Origin of the sequence: Thalassobacillus devorans MSP14 (assembly GCF_000496835.1) — a bacterium.
GTDB lineage: Bacteria > Bacillota > Bacilli > Bacillales > Halobacillaceae > Thalassobacillus > Thalassobacillus devorans_B.
Genome location: NZ_KI543236.1, coordinates 563,562 through 589,453, shown reverse-complemented (window position 1 = coordinate 589,453; position 25,892 = coordinate 563,562). Strand labels below are relative to the sequence as shown.

24 protein-coding genes are annotated in these 25,892 nt (G+C 43.8%); 9 read left to right on the top strand and 15 right to left on the bottom strand.

From position 1 onward, the window contains the following. Window positions 1–37: 37 nt before the first annotated feature. Complete coding sequence (locus P855_RS0103750) at window positions 38–1,477, bottom strand: aldehyde dehydrogenase family protein (RefSeq protein WP_028782324.1); 1,440 nt, start codon at window positions 1,475–1,477, stop codon at window positions 38–40. A gap of 2 nt (window positions 1,478–1,479) precedes the next feature. After that, the gene (locus tag P855_RS0103745; protein WP_028782323.1) at window positions 1,480–3,123 is read right to left on the bottom strand and encodes an acetolactate synthase large subunit; all 1,644 of its coding nucleotides are present in this window, start codon (window positions 3,121–3,123) and stop codon (window positions 1,480–1,482) included. A gap of 256 nt (window positions 3,124–3,379) precedes the next feature. Between P855_RS0103745 and P855_RS20415 the strand changes: the two genes are divergently transcribed. Both P855_RS20415 and P855_RS20410 read left to right on the top strand, forming a co-directional pair. Beyond that, a complete protein-coding gene (locus P855_RS20415; protein ID WP_051353072.1) occupies window positions 3,380–3,895 on the top strand; it encodes a MarR family winged helix-turn-helix transcriptional regulator in 516 nt (171 codons plus the stop codon). A gap of 12 nt (window positions 3,896–3,907) precedes the next feature. Beyond that, on the top strand, window positions 3,908–4,357 hold the full coding sequence (locus tag P855_RS20410) for a hypothetical protein (protein WP_051353071.1): 450 nt from the start codon (window positions 3,908–3,910) through the stop codon (window positions 4,355–4,357). An 18-nt stretch (window positions 4,358–4,375) separates the two neighbouring features. Here P855_RS20410 and P855_RS0103730 read toward each other — a convergent pair whose 3' ends face one another. Beyond that, on the bottom strand, window positions 4,376–5,023 hold the full coding sequence (locus P855_RS0103730; RefSeq protein ID WP_028782322.1) for an alpha/beta hydrolase: 648 nt from the start codon (window positions 5,021–5,023) through the stop codon (window positions 4,376–4,378). 403 nt (window positions 5,024–5,426) lie between these two features. On the opposite strand from P855_RS0103730, the gene P855_RS22220 reads away from it, so the two are divergent. Continuing rightward, complete coding sequence (locus P855_RS22220; protein WP_161628805.1) at window positions 5,427–5,576, top strand: hypothetical protein; 150 nt, start codon at window positions 5,427–5,429, stop codon at window positions 5,574–5,576. Window positions 5,577–5,754: 178 nt separating this feature from the next. On the opposite strand, the gene P855_RS0103715 is transcribed toward P855_RS22220, so the two are convergent. The 8 genes from P855_RS0103715 to P855_RS0103680 form a co-directional block, all read right to left on the bottom strand. Next, window positions 5,755–6,198 carry a cell wall hydrolase gene (locus P855_RS0103715; RefSeq protein ID WP_028782320.1) on the bottom strand — a complete coding sequence of 148 codons (444 nt, stop codon included), beginning with the start codon at window positions 6,196–6,198 and terminating at the stop codon, window positions 5,755–5,757. Window positions 6,199–6,382: 184 nt separating this feature from the next. Further along, the gene (locus P855_RS0103710) at window positions 6,383–6,661 is read right to left on the bottom strand and encodes a GNAT family N-acetyltransferase (RefSeq protein ID WP_028782319.1); all 279 of its coding nucleotides are present in this window, start codon (window positions 6,659–6,661) and stop codon (window positions 6,383–6,385) included. A gap of 230 nt (window positions 6,662–6,891) precedes the next feature. Then, window positions 6,892–7,314: a DUF2512 family protein gene (locus P855_RS0103705; protein ID WP_028782318.1), complete on the bottom strand. Its 423-nt coding sequence runs from the start codon at window positions 7,312–7,314 to the stop codon at window positions 6,892–6,894. A gap of 139 nt (window positions 7,315–7,453) precedes the next feature. Continuing rightward, window positions 7,454–9,265 carry an IucA/IucC family protein gene (locus P855_RS0103700; RefSeq protein WP_028782317.1) on the bottom strand — a complete coding sequence of 604 codons (1,812 nt, stop codon included), beginning with the start codon at window positions 9,263–9,265 and terminating at the stop codon, window positions 7,454–7,456. A 30-nt stretch (window positions 9,266–9,295) separates the two neighbouring features. Beyond that, window positions 9,296–10,633, bottom strand: a complete 1,338-nt coding sequence (locus tag P855_RS0103695; protein WP_028782316.1) for a lysine N(6)-hydroxylase/L-ornithine N(5)-oxygenase family protein — start codon at window positions 10,631–10,633, stop codon at window positions 9,296–9,298. Next, window positions 10,608–11,159, bottom strand: a complete 552-nt coding sequence (locus tag P855_RS0103690) for a GNAT family N-acetyltransferase (protein ID WP_028782315.1) — start codon at window positions 11,157–11,159, stop codon at window positions 10,608–10,610. The genes P855_RS0103695 and P855_RS0103690 overlap by 26 nt, the downstream gene beginning before the upstream one ends. 22 nt (window positions 11,160–11,181) lie before the next feature. Continuing rightward, window positions 11,182–12,924 carry an IucA/IucC family protein gene (locus tag P855_RS0103685; RefSeq protein ID WP_028782314.1) on the bottom strand — a complete coding sequence of 581 codons (1,743 nt, stop codon included), beginning with the start codon at window positions 12,922–12,924 and terminating at the stop codon, window positions 11,182–11,184. Continuing rightward, the gene (locus P855_RS0103680; RefSeq protein WP_161628804.1) at window positions 12,921–14,465 is read right to left on the bottom strand and encodes a pyridoxal phosphate-dependent decarboxylase family protein; all 1,545 of its coding nucleotides are present in this window, start codon (window positions 14,463–14,465) and stop codon (window positions 12,921–12,923) included. The genes P855_RS0103685 and P855_RS0103680 overlap by 4 nt, the downstream gene beginning before the upstream one ends. 425 nt (window positions 14,466–14,890) lie before the next feature. On the opposite strand from P855_RS0103680, the gene P855_RS20405 reads away from it, so the two are divergent. Further along, window positions 14,891–16,573, top strand: coding sequence for an amidase (locus tag P855_RS20405; RefSeq protein ID WP_235062607.1), 1,683 nt, complete (start codon window positions 14,891–14,893; stop codon window positions 16,571–16,573). Window positions 16,574–16,726: 153 nt separating this feature from the next. Here P855_RS20405 and P855_RS0103670 read toward each other — a convergent pair whose 3' ends face one another. The 3 genes from P855_RS0103670 to P855_RS0103660 form a co-directional block, all read right to left on the bottom strand. Next, complete coding sequence (locus P855_RS0103670) at window positions 16,727–18,427, bottom strand: GMC oxidoreductase (RefSeq protein WP_028782312.1); 1,701 nt, start codon at window positions 18,425–18,427, stop codon at window positions 16,727–16,729. A gap of 6 nt (window positions 18,428–18,433) precedes the next feature. Next, window positions 18,434–19,051 carry a hypothetical protein gene (locus P855_RS0103665; protein WP_161628803.1) on the bottom strand — a complete coding sequence of 206 codons (618 nt, stop codon included), beginning with the start codon at window positions 19,049–19,051 and terminating at the stop codon, window positions 18,434–18,436. 286 nt (window positions 19,052–19,337) lie between these two features. Next, complete coding sequence (locus P855_RS0103660; protein WP_028782310.1) at window positions 19,338–20,690, bottom strand: NAD(P)/FAD-dependent oxidoreductase; 1,353 nt, start codon at window positions 20,688–20,690, stop codon at window positions 19,338–19,340. Between the two features lie 279 nt (window positions 20,691–20,969). Here P855_RS0103660 and arr point away from each other — a divergent pair, with 279 nt between their 5' ends. Continuing rightward, on the top strand, window positions 20,970–21,386 hold the full coding sequence (gene arr, locus P855_RS0103655; RefSeq protein ID WP_028782309.1) for an NAD(+)--rifampin ADP-ribosyltransferase: 417 nt from the start codon (window positions 20,970–20,972) through the stop codon (window positions 21,384–21,386). Window positions 21,387–21,438: 52 nt separating this feature from the next. Here the strand turns inward: arr and P855_RS0103650 are convergent, their stop codons facing one another. Beyond that, complete coding sequence (locus P855_RS0103650; protein ID WP_028782308.1) at window positions 21,439–22,314, bottom strand: selenium metabolism-associated LysR family transcriptional regulator; 876 nt, start codon at window positions 22,312–22,314, stop codon at window positions 21,439–21,441. A 179-nt stretch (window positions 22,315–22,493) separates the two neighbouring features. Here P855_RS0103650 and P855_RS0103645 point away from each other — a divergent pair, with 179 nt between their 5' ends. From P855_RS0103645 to P855_RS22455, 4 genes are read left to right on the top strand one after another with little or no spacing between them, the layout of a single operon-like run. Next, the gene (locus tag P855_RS0103645) at window positions 22,494–23,393 is read left to right on the top strand and encodes a putative selenate ABC transporter substrate-binding protein (RefSeq protein ID WP_028782307.1); all 900 of its coding nucleotides are present in this window, start codon (window positions 22,494–22,496) and stop codon (window positions 23,391–23,393) included. A 12-nt stretch (window positions 23,394–23,405) separates the two neighbouring features. Continuing rightward, window positions 23,406–24,170 carry a phosphonate ABC transporter ATP-binding protein gene (locus P855_RS0103640; protein WP_028782306.1) on the top strand — a complete coding sequence of 255 codons (765 nt, stop codon included), beginning with the start codon at window positions 23,406–23,408 and terminating at the stop codon, window positions 24,168–24,170. Beyond that, on the top strand, window positions 24,160–24,957 hold the full coding sequence (locus P855_RS22460) for a PhnE/PtxC family ABC transporter permease (RefSeq protein ID WP_028782305.1): 798 nt from the start codon (window positions 24,160–24,162) through the stop codon (window positions 24,955–24,957). The genes P855_RS0103640 and P855_RS22460 overlap by 11 nt, the downstream gene beginning before the upstream one ends. Beyond that, the gene (locus tag P855_RS22455) at window positions 24,954–25,799 is read left to right on the top strand and encodes a PhnE/PtxC family ABC transporter permease (RefSeq protein ID WP_028782304.1); all 846 of its coding nucleotides are present in this window, start codon (window positions 24,954–24,956) and stop codon (window positions 25,797–25,799) included. The genes P855_RS22460 and P855_RS22455 overlap by 4 nt, the downstream gene beginning before the upstream one ends. The last annotated feature ends 93 nt before the right edge of the window (window positions 25,800–25,892 follow it).

The following is a 25,892-nucleotide window of genomic DNA, read 5'->3' as shown; positions in this document are numbered from 1 at the left end:
TTCTGTACAAAAACAGAAAATCATCCACAAAAAGAACTCACCTTTTTTCATTTAAATTGATACCAACGAACTTCACTTCTGTCATATCTTCCACCGCATATTTGACGCCTTCTTTCCCAATTCCGCTTTTCTTTACGCCGCCATATGGATGATTATCCTGCCGGTAAGTCGATATTTCATTGATCCAGACCCCGCCCATTTCCAATTGGTCCGCCACACGAAGGGCCCTGTTGAGATCATTCGTGAAAACACCTGCCTGCAGGCCGTAAATCGAGTCATTCGACATCCTTACTACCTCATCTTCTGTTTCAAAAGGGATGACGGAAACGATCGGCGCGAATACTTCTTCTGCAATTACTTTCATATCATTGTTTACATTGGTCATAATTGTCGGGAACAAAAATGTTCCCTTTTGTTCTCCGCCAGTTTCAATCCTTGCTCCTTTTTTCACAGCATCATCAATCCACGTTTTGGCTCTCTCTGCCTCTTTCTCATTGATCATCGGTCCGAACTCTGTCGTTTCTTCCATGGGATCCCCAATAACCAGGGATTCCGTTTGCCTGATATATTCTTTTAAAAACGCATCGTATATCGATTGATGGACATAGACACGCTGAGCAGAGATACATACCTGTCCGGAGAATACAAAAGCACCCTTGACTAAATCAGCTGCCACATGCCCGATGTCGATGTCATCGAATACGATATTCGGGGAATTGGAACCTAATTCCAGGGTCACTTTTTTAAAACCTGCTTTTTCAAGAATTCCTCTCCCGACAGGCAGGCTTCCCGTAAACGTCACTTTATGGATCTTATCATGTTGGACAAGCGGGTCACCTACTACTTCGCCCCGTCCCATGATTAAGTGAAGTGCTCCTGCAGGAAGCCCTGCTTCAAAGAACAATTTTACGAGCTTGTAAGCGGAAACCGGTGTTTTCTCTGCCGGTTTGTAAATGACGGTATTTCCTGCCGCGATCGCTGGAGCTATTTTATGAAGTGATAAATTTAATGGAAAATTAAAGGGAGTAATCGCTGCCACGACACCGAGTGGCTTGCGCTTCGTAAACCCTAACCGGTTTTCACCGCCAATAGCCGCGTCCATCGGTATCACTTCACTGCTGATATGCTTCGCATGTTCAGAGGCAAACCGGAGTACCTGGATAGAACGCTCCACTTCACCAAGGCTATGTTTCAACGGCTTCCCAGCTTCTTTTGTGATGGTTTCGGCAAATGATGCTTTTCTTTCCTCGAGTAAATCTGCCGTTTTTCTGAGAATATCCGATCGCTCGTAGGCAGGCATATTCTTCATTTGCTCGTGAAAGGTAGCGAAACCCTGATCAACCGCTTGATTCAAATCCTCCACATTTGCTAATACGACCTCGGCAACCTCTTCCTGATTATATGGATTTCGGACCGTCATCGTTTCCCGGTCTGTTTCCTTGAGATCCTTCCCATTGATGATGGAATAAATTCTCATGTTCACGCATCCCCTTCACAATGAATGTTCCGAAGCATTTCCGTCAGCTTCATATTTTCGCTATAGTCTACCCGACAATCGATCAGGACTGGTTTGTTAAGGCTGATTGCTTTTTCCAATCCAGGTTTCAACTCAGCTGTTTTTTCTATTTTCATCGCTTCAAACCCATAAGACTCAGCCAGTTTTACAAAATCTGGATTCCCAAAACTGATATGGGACGGACGGTCGAACTTTTTCAGCTGATGCCATTCGATTAGCCCGTAGCCGTCATCTCTCCAGAGCAAAACGATTATTGGAAGGTTCAGCCTGACTGCTGTTTCCAACTCTGCCCCAGTCATCTGGAAGCTACCATCGCCACAAACCGCAACCACATGCCGGTCGGGATGCACGAGTTTTGCCGCGATCGCTCCCGGTACTGCTACCCCCATCGAAGCGAGGCCATTCGAGATGAGGCAAGTGTTTGGAAGAACCGTGTGGTACATTCTGGCCATCCACATTTTGTGCGCTCCGACATCTGATATAGCAATATCTTCATCTCTGAGGACTTCACGGAGGTCATAGATTATTTTTTGAGGCTTCACAGGGAAACTGTCATCTTCCTTAAAACTCTCCAGTTCCTCAAGGGCCGACTTCCTGATCGATCCAAACCAGTTATCATTGCTACACTGGTCAGGCATGACGTTCTGAAGCTTTCTCAGGGTCTCTCCGATATCGCCGACCACATTCAAAGCGACAGGGTAATGGGAATCTATTTCCGCTTCTTCGGTATCGATGTGCAGGACAGGGGTCGCAGCTTCCGGATTCCAGTTTTGCGGAGGTGTTTCTGCCATATCCATACCGATCGTTATAACTAAATCCGATTGTTGGAATCCGCACGTGATATAATCCTTGCCGCTGATTCCAGCCGTCAGCAAACTCAATTCATTTTTCCAGGAAATCGCCCCTTTTCCCATAAAGGAATGAACGACTGGGATATTGGTTTGCGTCACGAACTTCAGCAAATCCTCTGTAGCCTTACCACGGGTCACTCCATTCCCGGCCAGGATAAGCGGATGATCAGCCTTTGAAATGAGGGAGGCAGCCTCTTCAATGACTTCATCCTTCGCGATCGATAAAGTATGTCCGGTTACTGGCAAAGGCGATTCATCCACTTCCATACCGGCAACATCTTCGGGAAGATCAATATGAGTCGCTCCAGGCTTTTCCTGAATCGCCAGTTGATAGGCTTTCCTCACAACTTCAGGTACAATCTCTCCTGTTTTAATTTGTGCATTCCATTTCGTCACCGGTTCAAAAATATCAACAAGATCATAATACTGATGCGATATTTTATGCTGGCGATTCAGCCCTGCCTGTCCAGTGATTGCGATCAAAGGACAATGATCCATATTGGCATTTGCCACACCCGTCAACAAGTTGGTCGCTCCAGGACCTAACGTCGCTAAACAAACGCCCGGCTTCCCTGTCAGCCTTCCATAAGTTCCTGCCATAAAAGCAGCACTGGTTTCATGACGCGTCACAATGAACTCAATTTCAGAATCAATCAGGGCATCCATCAAATCGATATTCTCTTCACCAGGCACTCCAAAGATATACTCTACTCCTTCATTTTCGAGGCATTTCACAAGCAATTGTGCAACATTCATGTCAATCCCCTTCCGCCTTATTATTCGTCCACAGCTTATTTTGTGAAGAATATCCATTTTTATTAATAAGCGAGCGGTTAATTATTTTTTCCTAGAGTATCAACACAAAATAGTGCCTACCCCCGCCAGAGTAATGCATTAAAGCGTCGTGGGTCAGGCACTTTCTTTTATAGTCCTTGCCATGTATAAAGAATCGGAAATAACAAAGAATACAGTTGTATCTACAATTGTACTTACAAGTGAGGGTGAAGAAAAAATGGACTTTTTGCTGAAGAAAAATTTACTTCTGATGATTCGAGCGTTGTACTTTTGCATGGAAGAGAAGTGGGCAGAACTGGGCAGGAGATACAATATCACTCCTGCTCAGCAGCATATTTTATTTTTACTTTCAACCAATCAGAATGTCCTTTCCCCTTCAGAGATCGGAGAATTAGGATGCTGGCATGGTTCTACTGTCACCAGGCTGTTGAAACCTCTAAAAGAGCGCGGCATGATTCAGGTCGGAATTGATCAGAAGAATCCAAGGTACAAAAAAGTAGAGATTACTTCGGAAGGGAAAAGTTTGCTGAAACAGCTTGTAGAGGCTGTGGAAGATATGGACAATTTCCCTTGCGACATCAGCAGCCTCTCTCAAGAAGAAGTGATCCATTTCCTGACCTATGCCCAGAAAATTCTGGACGTACACAAAGGGGAACCATTCAAACAAAAGGTTATTAATGGAAAAATAGGATGGAATGAATTTACAGAAGAAGCAGTTGATTATCAAATATAAAGAAGTGATCCTATGTTTGTGAATATTTTGATTGGTATAATTATCCCCTGGATGATCTGCATTTACTTCTTTACAAAAGAACCGCGTTTGGTCATCCTGCTTTTTCCGGTAGGTGCTACGATCGCCTTTTTAATAAACGACTTAGGTCAGGTGCTTTTTTGGACGGTAACCCCCATCCATCTAAATCCTTCTTTATCGATTGTCCCTTATAACATCGGTTACTTTCCGATGTTAGCCATCATCTTCACTTATGTGCTGATCAAGAGCAGCATCCGTCCGGTATATCTTGTCTTTTTGTTTACGATAGCAACAACAGGTATAGAATTTATCAGTTTGATGATGGGGAAAGTTGATTACCACTCCGGGTGGAATATATGGTTGACCGCATTGACCTATCCGATCGGTTTTATCCTCTGTATCCTGTATATCAAACTTTCGTACAGCTACCGATTATTGTCCTGAAAAACTTAATTTATTTCGTTAGTTTTTATTCAAGTCATCCAGCAGCCATTTGGTGAAATCCTGTTTATTTACTGGTGATACCAGATGTCCTTCCTGATAAGCTTTAAAAGTTACCTGAGAACCCAGGCCACTATAATACTTATAACTTTCTATCCCCCACTCATAAGGAAGAATGTTATCAAATTCACCATGTGAGATAAATAATGAAACGCGATCAACTGGCTGGATAGCATACTCTTCTTTAACAAAGGCAGGAATATATCCACTTAAAGCAACAATCCCTTTAATTCTATTTCCCAAAGTAAGTCCTGTCGCCATGGATACGATAGCCCCTTGACTAAATCCAAGCAAATACAGGAAGTTACTGTCCACTTGATATTGTTCCACTGCATAGTCAATGAAGTTATTAACCTGATTGATACCCTGATCAAACACTTCCCTATGCGGCTTTCCATATCCCTGGATTGTAAAAAAAGCATAACCAGGCTGCTGCGATAAATGGCCTCTAATACTAAAAATGAAAAAATGGTTTTCCAGGTCATCTGCTAAAGAAAGCATATCCCGTTCATTACTTCCGATTCCATGCAGCAAAAATAGAGCTGGATATTCTTTGTTTGGGTCTATGTTAGTTGGCTTACGGACTTCATACGTCATTGGTGCGTTCAAATCTGGTCCCCTCCCCATTCTGTTTCTAATATGAATATTTGTTGTCTATAAGTAAATAACATAAATGATGAATTGTCAAACACTTTTTTTGCTAATATATACATTTGTTTCTTATTAGTAAACTGATTGAGAGGATAATTTAAAAAGAGGGCCTGTCCTCCCTGTCCATATGACTCTCTGAGGGCAGGCACTTTTTCGTTATGTATTCAATAAAATGCTTCTTTACACATACGTTATAGTATAACGCCGCATTTCTGGGTAGTTGATTTCACCCATCTTTGTACCTCCACTTTTATATCAAACGAACCTCCGCTGCAAATCCCTTTTGGAATAAAAATGTCATTTTAGAACATCCTCTAAAAAAATGGTGGACTGCACCGCTGATGAAACAGGGGGAAACCACATGGACAGACCATTGAATTTTCAAAATATCTCCCGGGATCGAATGGATTTCGATGAGGCTAAACAGCCACGGGCAAGCACTTTTTTGAAGCCTAAAGGTATTCACTTGCAATCTCGTGAGGGACAGCTTTCCTTATCCCTAACTGATTAAGATCCCGCACATATTAAATATAAAGGGACAGCTCTGCCATTCCAGAACTGTCCCTTTGCTATATAACTATGATATTGTCCTTTGGAGAAACTCTCCACCAGAAAGTCTAAGGAGCACAGTCTTTCGCCATCCTTCAGCAAATACCAGGAGGCCCCTATACCTATAAAAGCATGCTGGCTTAACCTCCGATATAGACACTGTCACAAGTATTCGCCTCGGGTTCATAATAACAATGCTGCTTATACTGACCGGCAAAAGGTTGACCGTACCATGTTGGGGGGCATGCAGCATATGGATTAAAATACCAAAGCGAAAACTTTGCTGGATGCTGCCTCCAATATTTCAGATTCTTTCTGGCTAATCTTTTTTCTACCTCTCTAGCCCGATTGTAAAATACATTTCCTTTTTGAACAGCTTCGAAAGAATAATTTCCTCCCTGTACCTGAAAAATCACGTCGTAAATGGTCCGCACGTTTTTAAAGTCTAAGCAATCCGCTTTTGCACGATTAACAATGACGTTGCCGACATACAACATCCCTTGTTTTCCTTCCCCTACAGCTTCCGCTCTCATCATCCTGGCCATTAAGGCAACATCTGACTCTTTGTACTTTATTCTTGGCATATTTTCACCCCAAAGACATTGTATGATGAAAATGGTGATGACATTCTTTTTGAACCCTTTGTCATATGAATATTCTGCTTTCCAATCAAAAATTAGGACGACAATCACGTAATGGATCATCGTCCTCCCCAGGGAGCAAGATAGGAGCATTTGCTATGTATTCCCCCAGCGAAAATTGCTCTGGTCAGTCCCTTTCCAGCAGCACATCGTGGTATTCCGGATGAGCGTGTAGCTTCTTTTTCGCATAATCACATTCGGCTTTAACCTTTTTTTGCTCCTCCCTGGCATAGTCTGCCACTTTCCCGACTAATTTAGCCGCCATACCCTGCCCCCGGAGCTCTTCCGATACATAGGTATGCTCGACAACCAAATGGTCATGTTCCCGGAATGTGATTTCTGCCAGCGGATGGTCCGGATCTTCACCGACAAAAAATTTCCCTTCCCCTTTTTGAATCGCAGCCATGTGAATACCTCCTCTTTAATTGGGCAGCTTTTTCTAAAAAGTTGTCAGGCGAACCGCTTAGCGTATGATTCACCGGATACAGCCCTCTATATGAATGATAGCATTTCTTCATCCAAAACATAATGGATACGATCGGCGAAAACAAGATTTTCACACCTTCCTCTGGTGAACGCGTGACTTTTTTCCAAGGTCTATAAAATAGGAAAACACCACGACAAACTCCCCCAGCCTTAGAGGTCTGTGGAAACGGAGTCGCTTTTATTACGTAACGCAAGTAAAAAACGATGAAGGAAATATTCACTCGTTGCCAGCACAACCGCCAAAGTAAACGCCCCGATAAACGTTACCATCGCATTTGGAAACCAGTTGGATAGAGCGAGGATAATCAACAAGGAAACAATAAAATCCATAAACACACTGGCTCCCAATGTTTCTTTGCTTAAAACCAACTTTTCCATACTAATCCCCACGATGATGAGCACGATACTTAACACCGCCGGCTGCCATAGCGCACCATATTCGATGTGCCCGGTACTGAACATGCCGATGAACAGGACAATAGGTACCAGCACAAGCTTGATAAATAAGCTGTTGATCACTTGTCTTTCAGGCTTTCCTAAATGGAAAAGCATGGAGAACTTCATTTTTCCCATGTGGAAACTCCTCCTTTATACAGTCGTAGTGTCTCCTTATTTCGTACAATAATTCTTCCATAACGAAAGGAGCCTGCCCCAACCATGCTGATACATGGGAGGCACGCTCCTTTATTCGCTTTCTATAATTATAATCAACTCACGAAAAATGCTCTTCCCTGACATAACGGGCAAGCGGGTTAGTAACCTTGCCAGATTCAGAAGCATGAGGCCGATCATCTCCATCACCATATCCATAATCCACCATGCGATTTCTATTCAATGTAAGCTTCGTGACCTCTGTTTGAAAAAAATCAAAGATGTCAAAGCGTTCTTTTAAGTGTGGGTGCTGATCCTGGTAGTTTATAATGGCATGGGCCAGATGTTCCCAAAAGCTATCCTCGGTTACACTTTTATGTTTATCCAGGATGTTCGCCATATAGCGGAGGTGACATATAAATAACCCTGTAAAAATGAATTGTAACAGGCCTTCAGGACGCTCACTTCTTAACACATCTTTAAGATCTTGTGTCAGAACGGATAATTCTTCAAATGGCTGGTCACTAATATTGACATCATCGACAAAGTCTTTGACAGCAAGCCGGTGTGGCCTGAAATTTTTTATTACCAATATCGTATTCTGGCCGTGAGGAGAGAACACAGTCCCATATTGATATAAATAGTGCAGCAGTGGATCCATGACCACCTGGAAAAACTCCTTCAGCCACTCTTCCGCACTGATTCCGGAAGCTTCAATCAAGCTTAGGATAAAAGGTTTACCATTATTATCTTCATGTAATAATGCAGCCAGGGTCACTGCTTTTTCTTCCGCTTCCAAATAGGTGTAAATACTCTCCCGCCAAATGGCCCCCAGCATTTCAAGGTATTGATAAGGAGCATTTTCAAGCTCGGGATAGTAGCTATGATCGACATTGATGCTGGCAATCTCACCAGGCAGTATGACGCGGCATGTTTCTTTCAAAAATGAATCCTGTTCATAGATCCCTTTGATGAATTCTGTAATTTTCGGGGCGATCAGTGTGCGTTCTGCCGGCAGACCACGATATACCAGCGTATTTAATATACTCATGGGAACTTTCACATGATGTTTATGCTTATGGCTTCTATTTACGAAGGTACGGATCGATTGCTGTGGCAAGTAATGGTCCTTTCCTTCTTCTAAAGGAATGATTTTCTTACGGGAAATGTCCTGAGCGAATTGCTGGATAATGATATTCTTCCATTGCCACTCGTGTACGGGCAGGAGGAAATATTCCTCCGGGTCTACTTCCTGTTCCTGTAATAACTGTTCAAACTGCACCTTCTCTTCCATGGATAATTCGTCGTGTAATAGGTTGTCATAGCTGGTGTCTTTAGTAGACTGAAAGGAAGCACGCTCTTTATGGACGGCGATCCAGAACAGGCTGGTTTCTTTTTGCTGCTCCGGGGCAAACTTCACATAGTCATCATAACCGAAACCGATTCTTCCTTTATTGTAAGTGATCCATGGATGACCGCTCATATATCCTTCCAATAAAGCATAATCTTCATGAATCAATTCATCGGAAGTCTTCGAAGCCTTTCCCAGTAAATGCATATCCGCCACAAGCGTATTGTGCAATTCTTTGATCAGATGACCCGCTGTCTCCGCAGACATCCCTATGATTGGCTGAATATCAAGCAAAAATTGGATAGCATCTGCCGCTTCATCACGTATCCCATTTTCTGTGACATAAATCGAACCGGGTTTTACTTTTAACCCGTTAAAATAATCTCTTTTAGCCGCAAAAGAATAATGTTTATGGTCGGTAATCAATAGCTCATATTCCTTCCATTTTCCATGCTCATTGGTCATGACTGGGTCAATCATGCCTTCATACGTATATTCTTCCATCATTTTAACCAGCAATTGCCGGTTTGCTTTTTCCCAGTTTTCCTGATTAAAGAAGTGCTTCAGATCGCTTGAATACAATGAAATCCCCTCTTTCTGTGAAAATAGATACTAATTCGTAACTGGTTGCTTTTGTACTCCAAATGACTGATAGACGTTTACTGACCGGACTGGATAAACCTCTCTTCCTGCAAGGGAGTTAATGATGACAGCATTACGATGAGCACCTAGTCCGAGATCCGGCGCCCCTACTCCATGGGTGTGGATCTCCCCATTTTGAATGTAGATATGATGGCCCTGACCTTGACTTTCATTCCATACAAGCCGGTAATCATCCGTTATATTAAGCCGGCCCTGCTCATCCCGGGAAATGAAATCATCGAGTGGAAGGAGGAAATCCGGGGTGTTCAGTTTGTACCCGGTCCCTAATATGACGACGTCTGCATCGATCGTAAACGCCTCTTCACTAACCTGCTGAAAGCCATGAAGGTCCCACTTATCCCCCCGGGACTGAATATAATCGATAGCTGACATGGCTTGCATATGAATATCTGGGTTATCCCCGCCAATACTGTACTGGTACAAACGTTCATAAATATCTGAGATTGTATCCGCACTGATTCCTTTATATAATAGGTCCTGATCCACTAGCAGCTGATCTTTTTTCTCCTGCGGCAATTGATAGAAAAACGACGTATAGTCAGGTGAAAAATGTTCCAGACCAAGCTTGGAATATTCCATCGGAAAGAATCCCTTGGATCTGGTATACCAATGAAGCGAATACTCATGGTCCGGTAAGTCTTCCAGCAAGTCCAGGAATACTTCTGCCGCACTTTGACCAGAACCGATAACAGCAATTTTTCCTGCGTCCTCACACTTTTCTTTTTTATTTAAGTAGTCTGCCGTATGGAACACGGTATCTCCCAAGGCTTCCTGAAACTGATCGGGAACTGCTGGAACCGTACCGATCCCCATTAAAATATGTCTGGCAAGATAGTGCTCTATCTTGTGGTCATACTCAACGATTACTTCGTACAGCCTCTCCCCTTCCCAATCCCTGAAACCAACCTCCTTAACATTCATACCGAACTTACAATTACTCAACTGCCCGGTCACCCACTGGCAATAATGGTTGTATTCCTTCCTCGGAATATGGAAATCCTCACGGAAATAAAAACGGTAGAGTCTGTTCTGATGTTGTAAGTAATTCAGAAAACTATAGCGATTGGTAACATCAGCCATGCTCACAAGATCAGCTAAAAATGGAACCTGTAAGGTAGTGCCCTCAATCATCATTCCAGGGTGCCAGTCAAATTGCTGCTTCTTTTCAAAAAACAGGGCATTTATTTCTGGGACCTCCTCGCTAAGAGCTGCAAAACCGAGGTTGAATGGACCGATTCCGATACCAATGACATCGTAAACCTCAGCGTTCCTGATTGTATCCGCCATAAGACCACCTCTTTTCAAAATTCTCCCTCGTGCAAAACATCAATAGTCCTGTTTTGTCAGGAAGTTCAATTGGCTTGACCGCTTCAAATCCGCATTTTTCGAAGATGTGGATCATCTTGTCATTTCGGATATCGGGTTCCGCGATCACCTTGTTTGTTTTTTCCTGCCGAAATTGGAAGGCAACCATCGCCTTTAATAAAGGAAGAGCATATCCTTTACCAAGAAATTGGGGATCACCAATCAACAGATGAATGCCCTGGTCGAAGGATTCTGCGTCATAGCATGTTTCCACAACATCCCCTTTTACCCAATATGCCTCCCAATAGCTCATCGGCCGCCCATCAATTTCTCCGATATAGAGAGTTTGATGGCTATCCTCCAACGCCTTTTTTAAATGGTTGCTAAATTCGGCAAATGGCAGGTTCAACTGCCAATAGGGGATGACATGCTGCTGGTGCATCCATAGAAAAACATTAGTCAGATCCTTGTCATAATCCAGTTCACGAAAAGCAATCGCCTGCTTCAAATCCTGGTCTATGATCATACATTCAGAATTCACTCGTAACACCTGCCTTTTGTGCTAATGGGTTAGTGATCATCGTGTAGACCGATTGCGTCTCTAATGAACCGACAAGCTCATCCATATCATGGAACCGCGTCAGCAGATTAGCTTTGCATGGAAGTTTTTCCTCCGTTAATAGACTTTTCAGTAACGCTTGCGAATCACTTTTCTGCTCATGGTGCGCCTCGAGACGCTCACGCAGCACCCGCAATAACTCGCCTTCGTCTATTAGTCCGCTGGTACCAAAGCCATTGATTACCCCGAACAAATGATTGAAAAAGAAATAATACCGCAGCCTTTCCTCCGCAATGGCTTCAGAACAGATCGTGTCACTCTTCTCGTTCAGCGTGGGCAGCAGTTGACGCAGCTCATCTGCCTTATTTTCGCGGAAGTAGTAACCCTGATTATCCCGATAATAGAAGGAATCAGGATAGCCGTCCTTCAACTGCACGACTGAATTCTGCTGATGTGCTTCGAGCGCGATACCATACGTTTCATAGAGCCATAACATTGGATCGAGGGTGATGGACAGATACCGTTTAAACCAATCCTCACTCACCGTTTGTAAGGACCTGTTTTCTTTCTTTGCGATGCTGTGAATGATCCTGTACAGCCGTGACTGCTCTCCAAAAGGGTGGTCCTGTCCCAGCCCGGCAGCCAAAATGGTATCAGAATCATTCCTATAAAACGGGTTTTCACGGATAATGCAATCGAGCAGTACCTCCTCTTCTCCAGGTATATCCACACGAATATATGCAGGGTCTGAAATGACATGGAAATCTGGGAAATTTCGTTCCAGATCATCGCCAAGAGAGCTCTGTAACAAACGCGATACTTCCACGCCCCTGTCCAGTTCTTTCTGCTGATTCATCCGGAGCGAATTGGTAATCTTTATCGGGAGGGAAAACTTGTACATATATTTCGTTTCAGGACTGTATACAGTACGAAATGAAGATGTGGCTGTGAATTCGGGTCCGAGCGGTCCGAAATACTTCAATTTATTTTCCTGGATCATCTGCTGTACCGATGCTTTTTCCAAAAGAGCCTTCGCTTGTAACGGATGGGCAGGAATGAGAGATCCCTCTTCCTCGATCATCAATTCTTCAGGCAATTCGCCCCTAATAATTTCTTTAGCGGGGACTGACAGCGAAGAGTCCTCTATGACATGGGGATCTGCCGCCCAGAAATAGTGAAGCTGGAACTTCCCCTTCATTTCAGGTGAAAACCGATTATCCCCTTCTTCCGTGATCCCTTGTTTACTTTTCGGAGTCGGATGAAGCAGGTGACCAAAGATAAGCGACTGTTCCGCTTCGATATAATTAAATTCCCTGCTGCTCAATTGGCCGCTATCCTGCAATCGATGTTCCAGGTACTTTTTAATATTTTTACAACTCAGGATCACACGGAGGATCAGTTCATCCTCTGCACCTTCCCGATTGTGTTCCAGGGCAAGCTCTTTGGTAATCAGGGCAGCCAATGTGACATAATCAATCGGCTTCGTTTCTTCCCCAGACTGATAGTAAATCGGGAATTCAAAAAGGTGCCTTCCAGTTTCCGACCAGTATTTCACATCGATGATCAAGTCAATTGCCTGATTGGATAATGGGCAGAAAATCGTCTTTTCTGATGCATTGCCAGTTTCTATCCGGAAATCACCTGTCTCTTTGAGATAACAATTCAAGAAGCTTTGCATCGTCGCATTTTCAGCAATTACCTGTAAGTTCTTCATACGGAAACCCTCCATTTTTCTAACTCCGATTCTCCGATTTCCTGGATATCTGCCAGGATTTCTTTTACATCAGCCAGCTGTGTTCTGGGGTTAAGGAGCGTAAACTTAAGACAAACGTGCTCCTCTGCCACCGTTTTAGCGATGACCCCCTTACCCTCATCACGCAGTCGTTTCTGAATGGAAAGATTCACCTGATTCAAATCTACTACAGACGGAACATCCGGTTCATACCGGAATACAACTGTATTCAACTCCGGTTCCGCATGGTTCACTGTCATATCCGCCAAATCATCTATATACCTTGCAACATCTTTCGCCAGAGCTAACGTATGATCGATCATGGCGCCATATTGCTTTGTCCCTACTATTCTTAAGGAGAAAAATAATTTCAAGGCATCAAACCGTCTGGTTGTCTGGACGGATTTGTTCACAAGATTCATAATCCCTTTCTCAACATCTTCGGCCGGGTTCAAATAGTCAGCATGATGCATAAGATGGTTGAACTCCCTTTTATTTTTTAACAGGAAGGCTCCACAGCTGATCGGCTGGTAGAATAACTTATGGAAGTCAACTGCAATGGAGTCTGCCTGATTGATCCCTTGCAATTTGTGCTGATGTGTCTGACTGAGGATCAATGCCCCACCGAAAGCAGCATCCACATGAAGCCACATTCCATGGCTGCTGGCAATCTCCCCCAGTTCTGATAGCGGATCGATACTCCCGAAATCAGTTGTACCGCATGTGGCCACAAGGGCGAATGGCAATAACTGCTCCGCTTCCAGTAATTCCAGTTTCTTGGTCAAATCATAGAGACATAGCTTATGATTTTCATCGGTTTCTATCGGGACGACCGCGTCTTCCCCGAGTCCGAGCTGGGAGGCTGACTTTTGAACGGTAAAATGAGCCTCCTCTGAACACAGAATCCGCAGCCGCTTGAAATCATCCGGTAAGCCCTGCTTCTGAACATCCACCTCCCACTTGCGTTTACAAAAGGAATCCCGGGCAATTAATAGCGCCGTGTAATTGGACTGTGTCCCTCCGCTGGTAAAAACACCATCGGATGTACCGTCAAAACCAAAGCTCCTGGTAAGCCATTCGATGACTTCCTGTTCTAAATATGTTGCTGCAGGGCTCTGATCCCAGGAATCCAACGAGGGGTTAAACGAATTGATGATCATTTCCGCTGCCATCGCAGAAACAAGCGGCGGACAATGCAGATGGGCGACCGACTTCGGATGCGAGATATGGATATTGCTACGTAATAGGGTGTCGTCGATATCATCCATCAATCTTCCAACAGATTCTCCCTCGTATGTGAAAACAGAAAGTTTATCCAACTCCCGCTGCAACGTTTCAGGGGATTTACCAGAATAGGGCTGATCAAGGTCCTTCATCACGTTGACAAGCTTTTCAGTCACTTGTTGAACGGTATGCTGGAATCCTTCCGTATGAGCTTCGTGAAAAAATAAATGATCGAACTCCCTGCCCTCCCCTTCTGACATCTTTTTCTCTGTTGCCATAGATTCATTCAAAAAATCCAAATGCTATCATTCCTTTCGATTTTTTTAATAACCAGGGAAGTTTACTGGAAGAAGCGATTAATTGAAAACCATTTTCAATTAAGTCTTACAAACATGTTAATTGAGAATGATAATCATAGTCAATAGTAATTGAGACACGTTATCAATTACACCCTTTCCACTGCCAGTGTAGGGATATATCAACGGATATTATCCATTATTTAACATATGGGTAGATGTAATAATGGGCAAAAGCCACCCTTTAATATCCTTAAACTGTTTTACTTTCCAGGTAATCGATGAAAATTCATTAAGATTCTGGCATTTAATATTAAGGTGGTCGTTTAACGGATGATCATTCAATCTTACATTCTAGTAACAACCATTTATTAGAAAATGAATCTATGGTATTCTACCTTTGTTAGGAAGATAGGGGGTGTTAGATCATGAAGAAACTGCAGGCTGTTGTCATTACGTTCATCCTGGCTTTTGCGGGGATATTTATTGGAGTCAATTCTTCCCTTGCTCCGCCGGAAAATGCATCCGGCCATACGAAAGTCCTCGAACATAAAAATTTCCCCTATCAGGGAATGGATCTGCGTGAACGGCTGGAAGATGGCAGGGAACTCACCGTAGATGAACTGATTCGAGGCTACCAAAATGGGGTTTTTACCGTAACAGATGTCGTTCAGGCACACCTGGAACGCATCGAACAATATGAGGATACATATAACGCGTTTACTTTTGTCAATGACCACGCCATGCAAGAGGCAAGTGCCATGGATGCACGAATTAAAAAAGAAGACTCTCCTGGAAAATTGGCAGGTGTACCGGTCGTCCTGAAGGAAACGGTCGATGTCACCGGCTTTCCTTCCACATTCGGTTGGGAAGGTTTCTATAAAGAAGCGGGCGGAGTAGAGATTATGCCGCAGGTTGACGCACCGATCGTTAAAAGACTAAGAGAAGAAGGCGCCATTATCCTAGCCAAAACGAACATGCCTGCTTTCAGTATATCGGCAACGAATGCCAATACCAGCTGGGCAGGAAAAACATTGAACGCCATTGATCCAGCCTTCGCTCCAGGCGGAAGCAGTTCCGGGACAGCAACCGCTGTTTCTGGTAATCTCGCAGTCTTAGGAATTGCAGCAGAAACCGGCGGTTCTATCCAGAACCCTGCCGCTTCCCAGGCATTAGTCGGAGTGAAACCGACGTTCGGCCTTGTCCCTAACACCGGAGCTGCGCCGTTTGCAGCAAGCACAAGAGACGTGCTCGGACCGCATGCCCGGACAGTGCAGGACGCGGCGATCATGCTGGAGGCCATTGCCGGAAAACATCCCGAAGACCCTAAAACGGAGGCTGCCGCAGGGAAACTGCCGGAGGAGGGTTATAGCGGAAACTTGACAGAAGATGCCTTGGAAGGAAAACGCATCGGTCTCTACGGGCCAGGCTGGCGAGGAGAAGCATTGTCCCAAGAAACGCAGCAATTGTATGACCGTGCTGTTCGGGAACTGGAAGCTCAAGGTGCAGAAGTTGTCCGCAATCCTTTCGCGGGAAGCGGGTTTGCCAGTTTTACAGAAGCGACCGGCAACATCGGTTATGACGCCTTCGTGAGCGATATCCAGGCTTACCTCGACCGGATGGACCCGCAAGAAACGATTCCTTCCCTTCCCGAGCTGTTCAATCAAGTGGACACAGCACCCTGGGCAGCAGGCGAACCACTTCAGAACTTTTATAAAGCCAATTTGAAAGAGAAGCTGCAAGATCCATATCAGGTACCGGACCTAAGCTACTTTTTCGACGCCAGGGAAAATTACCAGGACATCATCCAGGGCGTCATGAAAAAACATGACCTGGACGCCTTTGTTTACCCGCAGATGGCAGCCGAAATCCCGCCGCTGACTGAAGGCATCCACCAGCCGACCGCATCACCGGAAGTCAACATCAGCGGCCAGCCACTGGTAACGGTACCGGCCGGCTATTACCAAAGCGGGAAACCATTTTCCCTCGCATTTTTCGGAAAAATGTGGAGTGAAGCGGAACTGCTTGGGATGGCATATGATTATGAGCAGGCTACCCAGTATCGTGAAATCCCGGTCTTGGAGGCGGATCCGGCAACCAGCGGAAATTAACTCTGCCATTTATACAAAAATAAACGGCTTTAGCTCTGTCTTACCCAGGGCCAAAGCCGTTTTTAATTTCTCTTAAGATTAGGATGTGCGGTTATTATATCATTATCAGGGAATCTTCTTCCCTAACGTGGACATGTTCTGACTTAACGTATCTTAAAAGTATTTGTTATAGATTTTCTCAGCCGTCCTTGTTGCTAACGCCTGAGTTGTCAGGGTGGGATTTGCTCCACCCAGTCCATTAGTCAGCACACTATTATCTGCTATAAACAACCTGCTGACTTGCAGTGCCTCACAGTTTTCATCAACGACATAGCCCATTCTCATTGTACTCATGATATGAATCATCAAACCGTCGGGCCAATGGGAATGGATGACCTTTCTCGCTCCAGCTTGAAAAAGGATGTCTGCTGCTATTTTTACAAGTTTCCCCTTCTTCCTGCGAGTATTCCTTGTTGGGTCATAACGTATGGATGGTATCGCTCCATGTTCATCCAGGGTGGCAGGTACAATGGAGACATTATTTTTTTGATCAACTTCATCGTCCGTCACAATCAATATACTTAATGAAGTTTGATAATCTGCCATTAATTCGATTAACTCTTTTCCAATAACCCGCCCTGTTTTAAACGCGTTTTCATTGCTGTTTTGATGGAACGTTTTAGTTTCTGAATGACCTAATGCATAAGAAAAGCTCGCCATTAATCCAGGACTGGTTCCTATTATTTGGATAGAACCTAATCCAGGGTAGTCCAGCCTGGCGCCTGAGGTATGACCGACAAAGGGATTTACTGCAGGAGTCCCTAATATTGGAAGCAGTTCTATTTCATTAAAAACACCCGTAACCATATCCATGTTATGGTTCACAAGTCCTCTGCCTGCCCATGGATTAAAAGGCAAGGAGGAATTGAGCCACAGACGGGGGGTTTCAATCGCGCCAGCTGCTATAATGATACAATCAGCAAATAATTCTTCCTTTTCACCAGTCCATGTGTTTCTTACTTTCACCCCAGTTGCCCTTATTCCTTCTTTAGGGTGGTTTTCTGTAATCACTTGATAGGAAAATGTATTGGGTCGGATCTCCACTTTTCCTGTATTTAAAGCTAAAGGTACATAGCTGACATTTGTGGAACGTTTAGCAATTTTAGCAACTGATGGGCCATGGGGACAGCCATTGATACAATGACCCGCAAGCGTACACCCCTCCATCCATGATAACTGCTCTTCTGTGTAGGCTGGATGAAGAAGGTTTTCATTTGGAGGCAGGATCGCATTAGGCTGAGGTCGAAATCCCGGGGATCCTACATCGAGTGTACTTAAAAGGTTCCACCCAGCTTTTTTTGCTCCATAATAAAATAGTTCTTCCTTTGAAGTAGTGGGGGCGAATTCTACTGGCAACTCTGCTTCTACTTTTTCGTAATATGGAATCAATTCACGATAAGACAGCGGCCATTGTCTCTCGATAGCAGAAGGAATAGCACGGGGAGAGTTTGCCAGATAGTGTTGAGTAGAACCACCCACACCCGAATTCTGCCAAGCAAACCCTCGTTGTTGAAAGTTTCGATTCCAGGGAGGATTCTCCCGGTTAGCAGGCCCCCAACGCAATTTACCTGCAATCTGATCATTCATATTATTTTCTAACTTATTGTAGCTCTCCTTAAAAAGGCTGACATCTAAATCAGCAACGCTTCGGCTGCAAAATCCTCCTTTTTCAATATTGGGATGTGGCCATTGCTTATTCCCATACCATGGCCCTGCTTCCAGCACCAGAACACATAAACCTAATTCACCGAGTTCCTTTGCTATTACGGCTCCGCCACCACCTGCCCCGATGACAATTACATCAGGTTTTTGCATATAGAATCACTCCTGCTTTAAGTCCTTCATTTTTAACAAAAAACCTCTGAAATCCCGATAACCAAAAGAAGGCCCGGGATAACCCGTGTAAGCCCAGCTTACTGGATAGGTGCGAAGAGAGCTGAAAGCAGGTGAATGTATCCGTGTCTCCCCGTACCCAAACCATTCCGAGTAATAGCCGAAAAAAGTTAATTGGTATAAAGAATCAATCATGATTTGCACTATAATAGGATTATTTTTGTAAGGAACAGGAAAACTATCACTCGGAACCATTAGTTTTTCTAAAAGATTGATAGCTCTTAATCGGTCTTTCCTGGATAATGTAGAGAAAAGGGCCTGTGAAGTATGGGGATGATAGATAAGAAAAGATAAAGGGTAACGTTTCTTGTATATATGGAAGGCTGATAAATCAAGAAGTTGAGAAGTTTCCTCTGTTAACGGCACTGGCAGGCTGTCTATTGACATGAGAAGGTACTCCCAGATAGACAAAGGCACCCCACCATATTGAACTGTACATCCACAGTTGGATGTAACCACACTAGACGGAATAAGGGCATCAACAACAGCCATAAAATTCAATTGTGTGGTGTATGACCATTGGCAAGACATAGAGGATATTACCATTTTACACCTCCACATTTATCTGCTGTTAATGAGATACTATTATTAAATATTCTTTTTATACCTTTATGAATAGTTATATTGGCATTTCATAAAAAAACCCACGCTCGAGCTAAGACTCCGGTGGATTTTTGCTTCTTTAGTGCCGATTCCGCCTTGAAGGGAATCCTTCAATTACCGACCGTAGATGTTGATTCACCTGCAGTCTTTTTTACTTAACATAAACACTTTGATTGGTAACTCTTCCCTAACGCCGGCATGTTCTGGCTTAACGCCTTAACCTTCTGACCTAATGTATTTTATGATCTTTGGTAAATGTCCGCTTCAAAACACTTTTTACAATTCCCGGACGCATCAAAGCAGAAGTTGGGCCAAGCAGATGCATCACACGAATGAAAGACTGATAGACATATTTATTTTCCGATGATAAAAGAAAAATGTTCTTCGCATACCATTGCTGAATCAAAAGGCCCGCGGGCTTCTTCCCGACAGTATCGGGGTAGCGAAAATCTTCAGTGATCACCATATTCCATATAGGGGAAATAATTTTCCCGGTCTCTTCATGAAACTTTTCAATTATTTGTTGATTGGAACTGTTTTGGTCAGTAAGCAAGTTTTCCAATGCCAATGCTTCCAGGACGGCAATACTCATCCCCTGCCCAAAAAAGGGGTCAATTCTGCATATCGTATCCCCGATCATCAAAAGACCGTTTGGCATATCATTCACTTTATCCATTCTTTTCCTAGTGATATCCGGTACACGGAAAGTAGAAGTACTGGATAAAGCAGTGGCATCCTTCAGTTCATGATAGAGATCCAGTTTCGGCAATTTCCTGGCGATTTCTATAAAGCTATCATCACTTTTTAATACTTCTTTTTCGTTAAGCTCGTTATGGTATCCCATGAACGTGACTAAATAACGATTGCCCTCTACCCTCGAAATGCCACCGCCGATTTTTTCAAACGGAGGGGTTGGATACACGAGTTTAATGGCCCAGTCTCTGTCTGGGTTATCAGGGAGTTCAAGCGTTTTAGTAAAATAACTCAAATCGATTTTTACCTTCTCAACAGGTATATGTACTTCTCGTTTCATGAGCCACTTTGAAGATAGACTGCTCACGCCACTGGCATCCACCACGAAATCCGCATGAATGTTTTTTCTCGTCTCGCCATCAGCTATTTCGACGCCGGTGATTCGATTTTCTTCTTTCGCAAATAGAAATTCACGAACCGTTTGGCTGTACTTAATAGTTACGTTTGGAATCCCTTTTATATATTGTTCGATATGCCATTCCAGATGCGGGCGTGTCTGAAGAATGGTTGTGTAGTCTCCATTAAAGCGGAGCTTCCAAACCCCATGGTGAAACCAGGCAATGTCCTTGGTTGCATTGATTTTAACTGCTCCGCTTGTGTTAAACGTTTCCATGATACCAGGAAACAAACGCTCCAGGCCATTCGCACCGGCAAACAGTAGCGCATGGATATGCTTTCCCTGAGGTGCCCCTTTTCTCGGAGTAGGGCCATCGGATTCTGAATCCCGTTCTAAAATAATTACTTTTTTGAAAGAATCAGCCAGCACACGTGCAGCCAGTTTCCCAGCAATGCCTCCGCCAATAACAACAGCCTTTTCTCCTCGTAACAAGCCTGACAACTCCCATCCATCATACATAAAATAGTATAAAAAAATTCGTTTTGCCTTTAAGCAGCGAATAATCGACAGTGCCTGATCCCCATCCTGCTAAAGTGGTAACAGATTGGGATCAGGCACTTTTAATACAGCTTAGGTAATAGGTGATTGCGTTCGACTTCAACCTTTCTACTTCCATTATACTCCTAATTAAAAATTTTTTATAGACTACTATTTCTATCGTTCCTGACCTATACTGTAATACACAAATCTAAAAGTAAGAGGTGTATCGGTATGAATGACAAAAATGATGTCTTAGACGAAGGCCCATTTTTTCATGGTACGAAGGCAGCACTGAATATTGGAGATCTATTGAAACCGCAACACGCATCAAACTACCAGGACAAAAAATCAAACTATATTTATTTCACTGCAACACTAGAGGCTGCTAAATGGGGTGCTGAATTAGCAAAGTCTGATTCAAAAGAAAGAATTTATATTGTAGAACCATTAGGAGAATTTGAAAATGATCCGAACGTAACGGACAAAAAGTTCCCCGGAAACCCCACACGTTCGTATAGGTCTAAGTCCCCTTTGAAAATAGTAGCCGAATTAAAGGCGTGGGAAAGACATTCGGATGAAGAAATAAATCATATGCTTACCGCTTTAAGAAAGTTACGTGAACAAGGAAAAGCAGTCATATACGATTAAAATCACCCGCCCCCAAACTGGTAATGCATTAGCTCAATGGGGGCAGGCACTTTTATACCTCTCTCGTAACGAAGTCTACAAAAGTAGCAATGGTAGAAAACTGTTGATTTTCTTTGAGACAAGAGACGAAAAACTCCCTCGATATATCAAGATCATTGATGGCAGCTGTTTTTATTCTGCCATACCTTTCTGCACGTTCAGCCGCAAGTGCTGAAACCACTGAAACTCCAAGCCCCGCTTCCACAGCTGCTATGACAGCTTCCGAGCTGCCAACCTGTCCGACTACATGAAGGTCCTGAACGTGAAAACCTCTGGATGAAAGTGCTTGCTCAAAGGTATGTTTTGTATCCGAGTGCTGTTCCCGGACAATCCAGTCATATTGAAGTAAATCCTTCATTTTCAGGTTATTTATCGTTACAGATCTGGGCATGATCAAAGTCAACTGATCTTTGTAAAACGGTATCGATTCAATCTGATCATGCCGCTCAGGTTTTCCCGTTACAATCAAATCTACCTGTCTTTCCAAAAGCAGATCCTGAATATTCCGGGAGCCTGCTACTTGCATGCTGAAATGAACGGCTGGATATTGACTTCGAAACTCCTTTAACAGTTTAGGTAACAGATACTCCGATGGAATCGTACTGGCACCAATCGCTAAATTACCTATCGGCTGATCCTGGAGATAGTACGCTTCCATCCTTTCCCATCTAACCAGTATTTCCTTACTTTCTTCATAGAACATCTCTCCTTGAGGAGTCAGTGATATCCCCTGTGGAGTCCGGCTGATCAGCTTTGTCTGAAAATGATCCTCCAATGCTTTCATCCGCTGACTGACGGCAGGCTGTGAAACACCGATCAGCCGGGCTACTTCCTGATAGTTCTTCAATTCTGCAACTTTCACAAATGCTTTCAAATGATTCAGGTTCATTGCTTCACATCCAAAAATTCAGCTTTTCTACTATTATACATATTACCAAACAAGTAAATAAAGCCTCTTTCTCCTAAAACACACTTTACTCTTGAATGAGTTCAGCCTATAATTTTCACTATCGGTCATAAGTTTTTATTTTACTGCCAATAAGAAATACTTATACAAGGAGGATTTTTATGCGTCGTTTGTCTTTTTACATAGTGATGACGTTGTTAGCAGTCATACTAGCTGCTTGCGGAAATGAAGAAACGTCAAATGGAGACGGTGAAAGCAGTAAAAACAGTGAAACACAAACTTTTAAAGTTGGTGCGATTCCAGATCAGAATGTTTCTGACATGAATCGGCGATTCAACCGCTTTACCGATTATTTGAGTAAGCAGACGGGACTGGATGTGGTATATGTACCATCCCAGGATTACGCAGCACTTGTGACCGCCTTTAACCGTGGGGAAATTCAGCTTGCATGGTTTGGCGGCCTCACTGGTGTACAGGCCAGAAATCAGGTGGAAGGCGCAGAAGCCATTGCCCAGAGACCCAGTGATGAAAATTTTCATTCGGTTTTTATTGCGAACAAGGATTTAAACATAGATAGTCTCGAAGATTTGAAGGGTAAAAGCTTTACATTCGGAAGTGAGAGCTCGACATCGGGTCACTTAATGCCGCGCCACTTTCTAAAAGAAGCTGGCATCGATCCGCAAACGTACTTTGACGGGGAGCCGAACTATTCCGGGTCCCATGATGCCACCTATCAATTAGTAGAATCCGGTTCATTTCAGGCTGGTGCCCTGAACGAGTTAGTATGGAAGAGTGCCAAAGAAGAAGGGAAAGTGGATACAGATAAAGTCGAAGTTTTTTATACAACACCGGCTTATTATGATTACAACTGGACAATTAACAATGTTAACGAAACATTTGGCGATGGTACAAAGCAAAAGGTAAAAGAAGCGTTGCTGAATATGGATAAGGACCAGAAGGAAATTCTTGAGCTTTTCCATACAGACCGTTTCATTGAAACGAAAAATGAAAACTACCAGGCAATTAAAGAGGTTGCCCAAAGTCTGGGAATTATAAAATAGCAGGTGAAGAAAATGACAGCGAGTGATGCAATTACAATAGAGCAGGCAGCGAAGAGATATGGGGGACTTCAGGCAATTGCCCCAATGTCTTTACGCATTAAAAAAGGAGAAGTGGTCGCGTTAATCGGCCCGAGCGGTGCAGGGAAATCCACGCTGTTAAACATGTTAGCCGCCATTGAACTCCCCGACACTGGAACCATCCTGCTGGATGAAAAGACCACATCCCTATATCGAAACCCCAAAGATTTGGCAAAAAAAGCAGGAATCATTCGACAGCAGTTCGATCTTGTCGGTCCACTTCCTGTTATCCATAATGTATTAGCAGGTAAATTAGCAGACTGGGGATTTTGGAAATCACTTTGGTCTTTCATCTTCCCCCAGGAAAAACAAGCAGCCATGAAAGCTTTAGAACGAGTCGGCCTTTCAGATAAAATTTATGACAGAACCGCACGATTGTCTGGCGGCGAACAGCAGCGGGTTGCTTTAGCGCGCCTGCTTGTACAGAATCCAGAAGTGATCCTTGCTGATGAACCCGTATCATCACTGGACCCTGCAAGGGCAAAGGATATCATTCAGATACTGGTTTCCCTGGCGAAGTCAGAAAACAAAACACTGGTCGCAAGCCTCCACTCGCTTGATTTGGCAAAAATGCATTTTGACCGGGTCATTGCGCTCAGGGACGGCCAAATCTTTTTCGATCGCAAGTCGGATACGATTACAACGGAAGACCTCACTCAACTCTATCAACTAACGGAGCAGAAGCAAAATGCAACATAAACTTATGTATTTCCATAGTAAAACCATCCTGACAATCGTGATGTTGCTTACGTTTATCGCTAGCCTATTTTCCGTGGAATGGGGAGGCGAACTTGTTCACGCCGGGGGATGGACCACGATGTTACAGATGATTCAGGGTATGCTTCAGCCAGATTTTTCGTTGGAAATTTTGAAGCTTGCCTTTATGTCAGCCTGGATAACATTGGCTTATGCTGTCGCAGGGATGACCCTGGCGGTACTGTTCGGTTTTGTCTTTGGTGTGTTATCCTCCGGCATCCTTCTGAAAAATCGAGGAGCCAGCCACTATGCTGTGAAAAACTTCTTTCGTGGAATGCTGGGCTTTTTACGAGCAATCCATGAACTCGTCTGGGCTTTATTATTCGTTGCAGCGACCGGGATTTCCCCCTTTGCCGCCATCTTTGCCATCGCCATCCCTTATAGCGGCATTTTAGGCCGGGTGTTTTCCGATATATTTACGAATGTACCAGAAAAACCGCTTCAGTCACTAAGAGCCAATGGAGCTACACGTCTCCAGCAGCTACTTTACGGGTACCTTCCCTTTGCTGCCCCTGACTTGATCAGCTATGCATTTTACAGGTTTGAATGTGCCATCCGCTCCTCTGCGATTATGAGCTTCATCGGATTAGGCGGACTCGGATTTCAAATCCAGTTATCCATGCAGGACCTGCACTATGATGAAGTCTGGACATTTTTAATTTTTTTAATCGGAATGGTTATGATCGTTGATTTGTGGAGTCAGATGCTGAGAAAGAGGCTGGTAGCATGAAGCATACACGTTTTAAAATCGGATTTGTCCGGGGTTCACTCCTTGCCGCTTTCCTGTTAATGATCACGTCCTGGATGTATATTTTCAGCGTGGAAGATGCAGACTTCCTCCGTCTTTTTTCTGAAAAAAATAAACAGTTCACCATCGAATTTCTGCAAAATCTCGCGGGGATAGGAGTGGAAAACCCAGCTTTTACAAATGCAGAGAGTTGGAAATCTGCCGCCGTGTTATCCTTTAAAACACTGGTGATGAGTGTGATGGCAGTAGGTTTTGCCACACTGGGGATGCTCTTAACGGTGATTCCCGCTGCTAGTACTGCTGCAAGCGGTATGCTGACACTCTCCAGAACAAGGTATGGATGGTTCATCTATGGGTTCATACGGTTATTTTATACCGTCTCCAGGGCGGTACCGGAATTATTATGGGCCATGATCATTATCTTGATTTTAAAACCAGGTATATTACCAGGAGCAATCGCGCTGGCACTCCATAACTTCGGCATACTGGGAAAGCTTTGTGCAGAAACGGTTGAGGATATGGACATCAGACCCGTAAGAAGTCTGGCATCATCCGGTGCCTCTAAACCCCAAATCTTTCTATACGGAATATTCCCGACGATTCTGCCAAAGTTCATCTCTTACATTGTTTACCGCTGGGAAGTCATCATCCGTACTACAGTTGTTGTAGGACTTGTGGGAGCTGGCGGTCTTGGACACGAATTCAAACTGAGTATGAGCTGGTTTCATTATACGGAAGTGGCACTCTACCTGATCTGCTATGTGATCCTTGTCTTTCTGGTTGATCTTATTTCAGAAGGAATGAGAAAGATAGCCCAAAGATAATTTTCATACCTTCCCCGTATCCCTAATATTTAAAAACCCGGACGCCTATACGCCCGGGTTTCATCCATTCTTCTGAAAACCAATCAGGGTTTC

Coding starts and splice junctions, on each gene's coding strand:
- P855_RS0103670 (WP_028782312.1), bottom strand. CDS start 18,427: ATGCAAAAACCTGATGTAATTGTCATCGGGGCAGGTGGTGGCGGAGCC.
- P855_RS0103685 (WP_028782314.1), bottom strand. CDS start 12,924: ATGAAGAACTTACAGGTAATTGCTGAAAATGCGACGATGCAAAGCTTC.
- arr (WP_028782309.1), top strand. CDS start 20,970: ATGAATGACAAAAATGATGTCTTAGACGAAGGCCCATTTTTTCATGGT.
- P855_RS20410 (WP_051353071.1), top strand. CDS start 3,908: ATGTTTGTGAATATTTTGATTGGTATAATTATCCCCTGGATGATCTGC.
- P855_RS0103705 (WP_028782318.1), bottom strand. CDS start 7,314: ATGGGAAAAATGAAGTTCTCCATGCTTTTCCATTTAGGAAAGCCTGAA.
- P855_RS0103715 (WP_028782320.1), bottom strand. CDS start 6,198: ATGCCAAGAATAAAGTACAAAGAGTCAGATGTTGCCTTAATGGCCAGG.
- P855_RS20415 (WP_051353072.1), top strand. CDS start 3,380: ATGGACTTTTTGCTGAAGAAAAATTTACTTCTGATGATTCGAGCGTTG.
- P855_RS0103665 (WP_161628803.1), bottom strand. CDS start 19,051: ATGGTAATATCCTCTATGTCTTGCCAATGGTCATACACCACACAATTG.
- P855_RS22220 (WP_161628805.1), top strand. CDS start 5,427: ATGGACAGACCATTGAATTTTCAAAATATCTCCCGGGATCGAATGGAT.
- P855_RS0103710 (WP_028782319.1), bottom strand. CDS start 6,661: ATGGCTGCGATTCAAAAAGGGGAAGGGAAATTTTTTGTCGGTGAAGAT.
- P855_RS0103745 (WP_028782323.1), bottom strand. CDS start 3,123: ATGAATGTTGCACAATTGCTTGTGAAATGCCTCGAAAATGAAGGAGTA.
- P855_RS0103640 (WP_028782306.1), top strand. CDS start 23,406: ATGACAGCGAGTGATGCAATTACAATAGAGCAGGCAGCGAAGAGATAT.
- P855_RS20405 (WP_235062607.1), top strand. CDS start 14,891: ATGAAGAAACTGCAGGCTGTTGTCATTACGTTCATCCTGGCTTTTGCG.
- P855_RS22455 (WP_028782304.1), top strand. CDS start 24,954: ATGAAGCATACACGTTTTAAAATCGGATTTGTCCGGGGTTCACTCCTT.
- P855_RS0103650 (WP_028782308.1), bottom strand. CDS start 22,314: ATGAACCTGAATCATTTGAAAGCATTTGTGAAAGTTGCAGAATTGAAG.
- P855_RS0103645 (WP_028782307.1), top strand. CDS start 22,494: ATGCGTCGTTTGTCTTTTTACATAGTGATGACGTTGTTAGCAGTCATA.
- P855_RS0103750 (WP_028782324.1), bottom strand. CDS start 1,477: ATGAGAATTTATTCCATCATCAATGGGAAGGATCTCAAGGAAACAGAC.
- P855_RS0103695 (WP_028782316.1), bottom strand. CDS start 10,633: ATGGCGGATACAATCAGGAACGCTGAGGTTTACGATGTCATTGGTATC.
- P855_RS22460 (WP_028782305.1), top strand. CDS start 24,160: ATGCAACATAAACTTATGTATTTCCATAGTAAAACCATCCTGACAATC.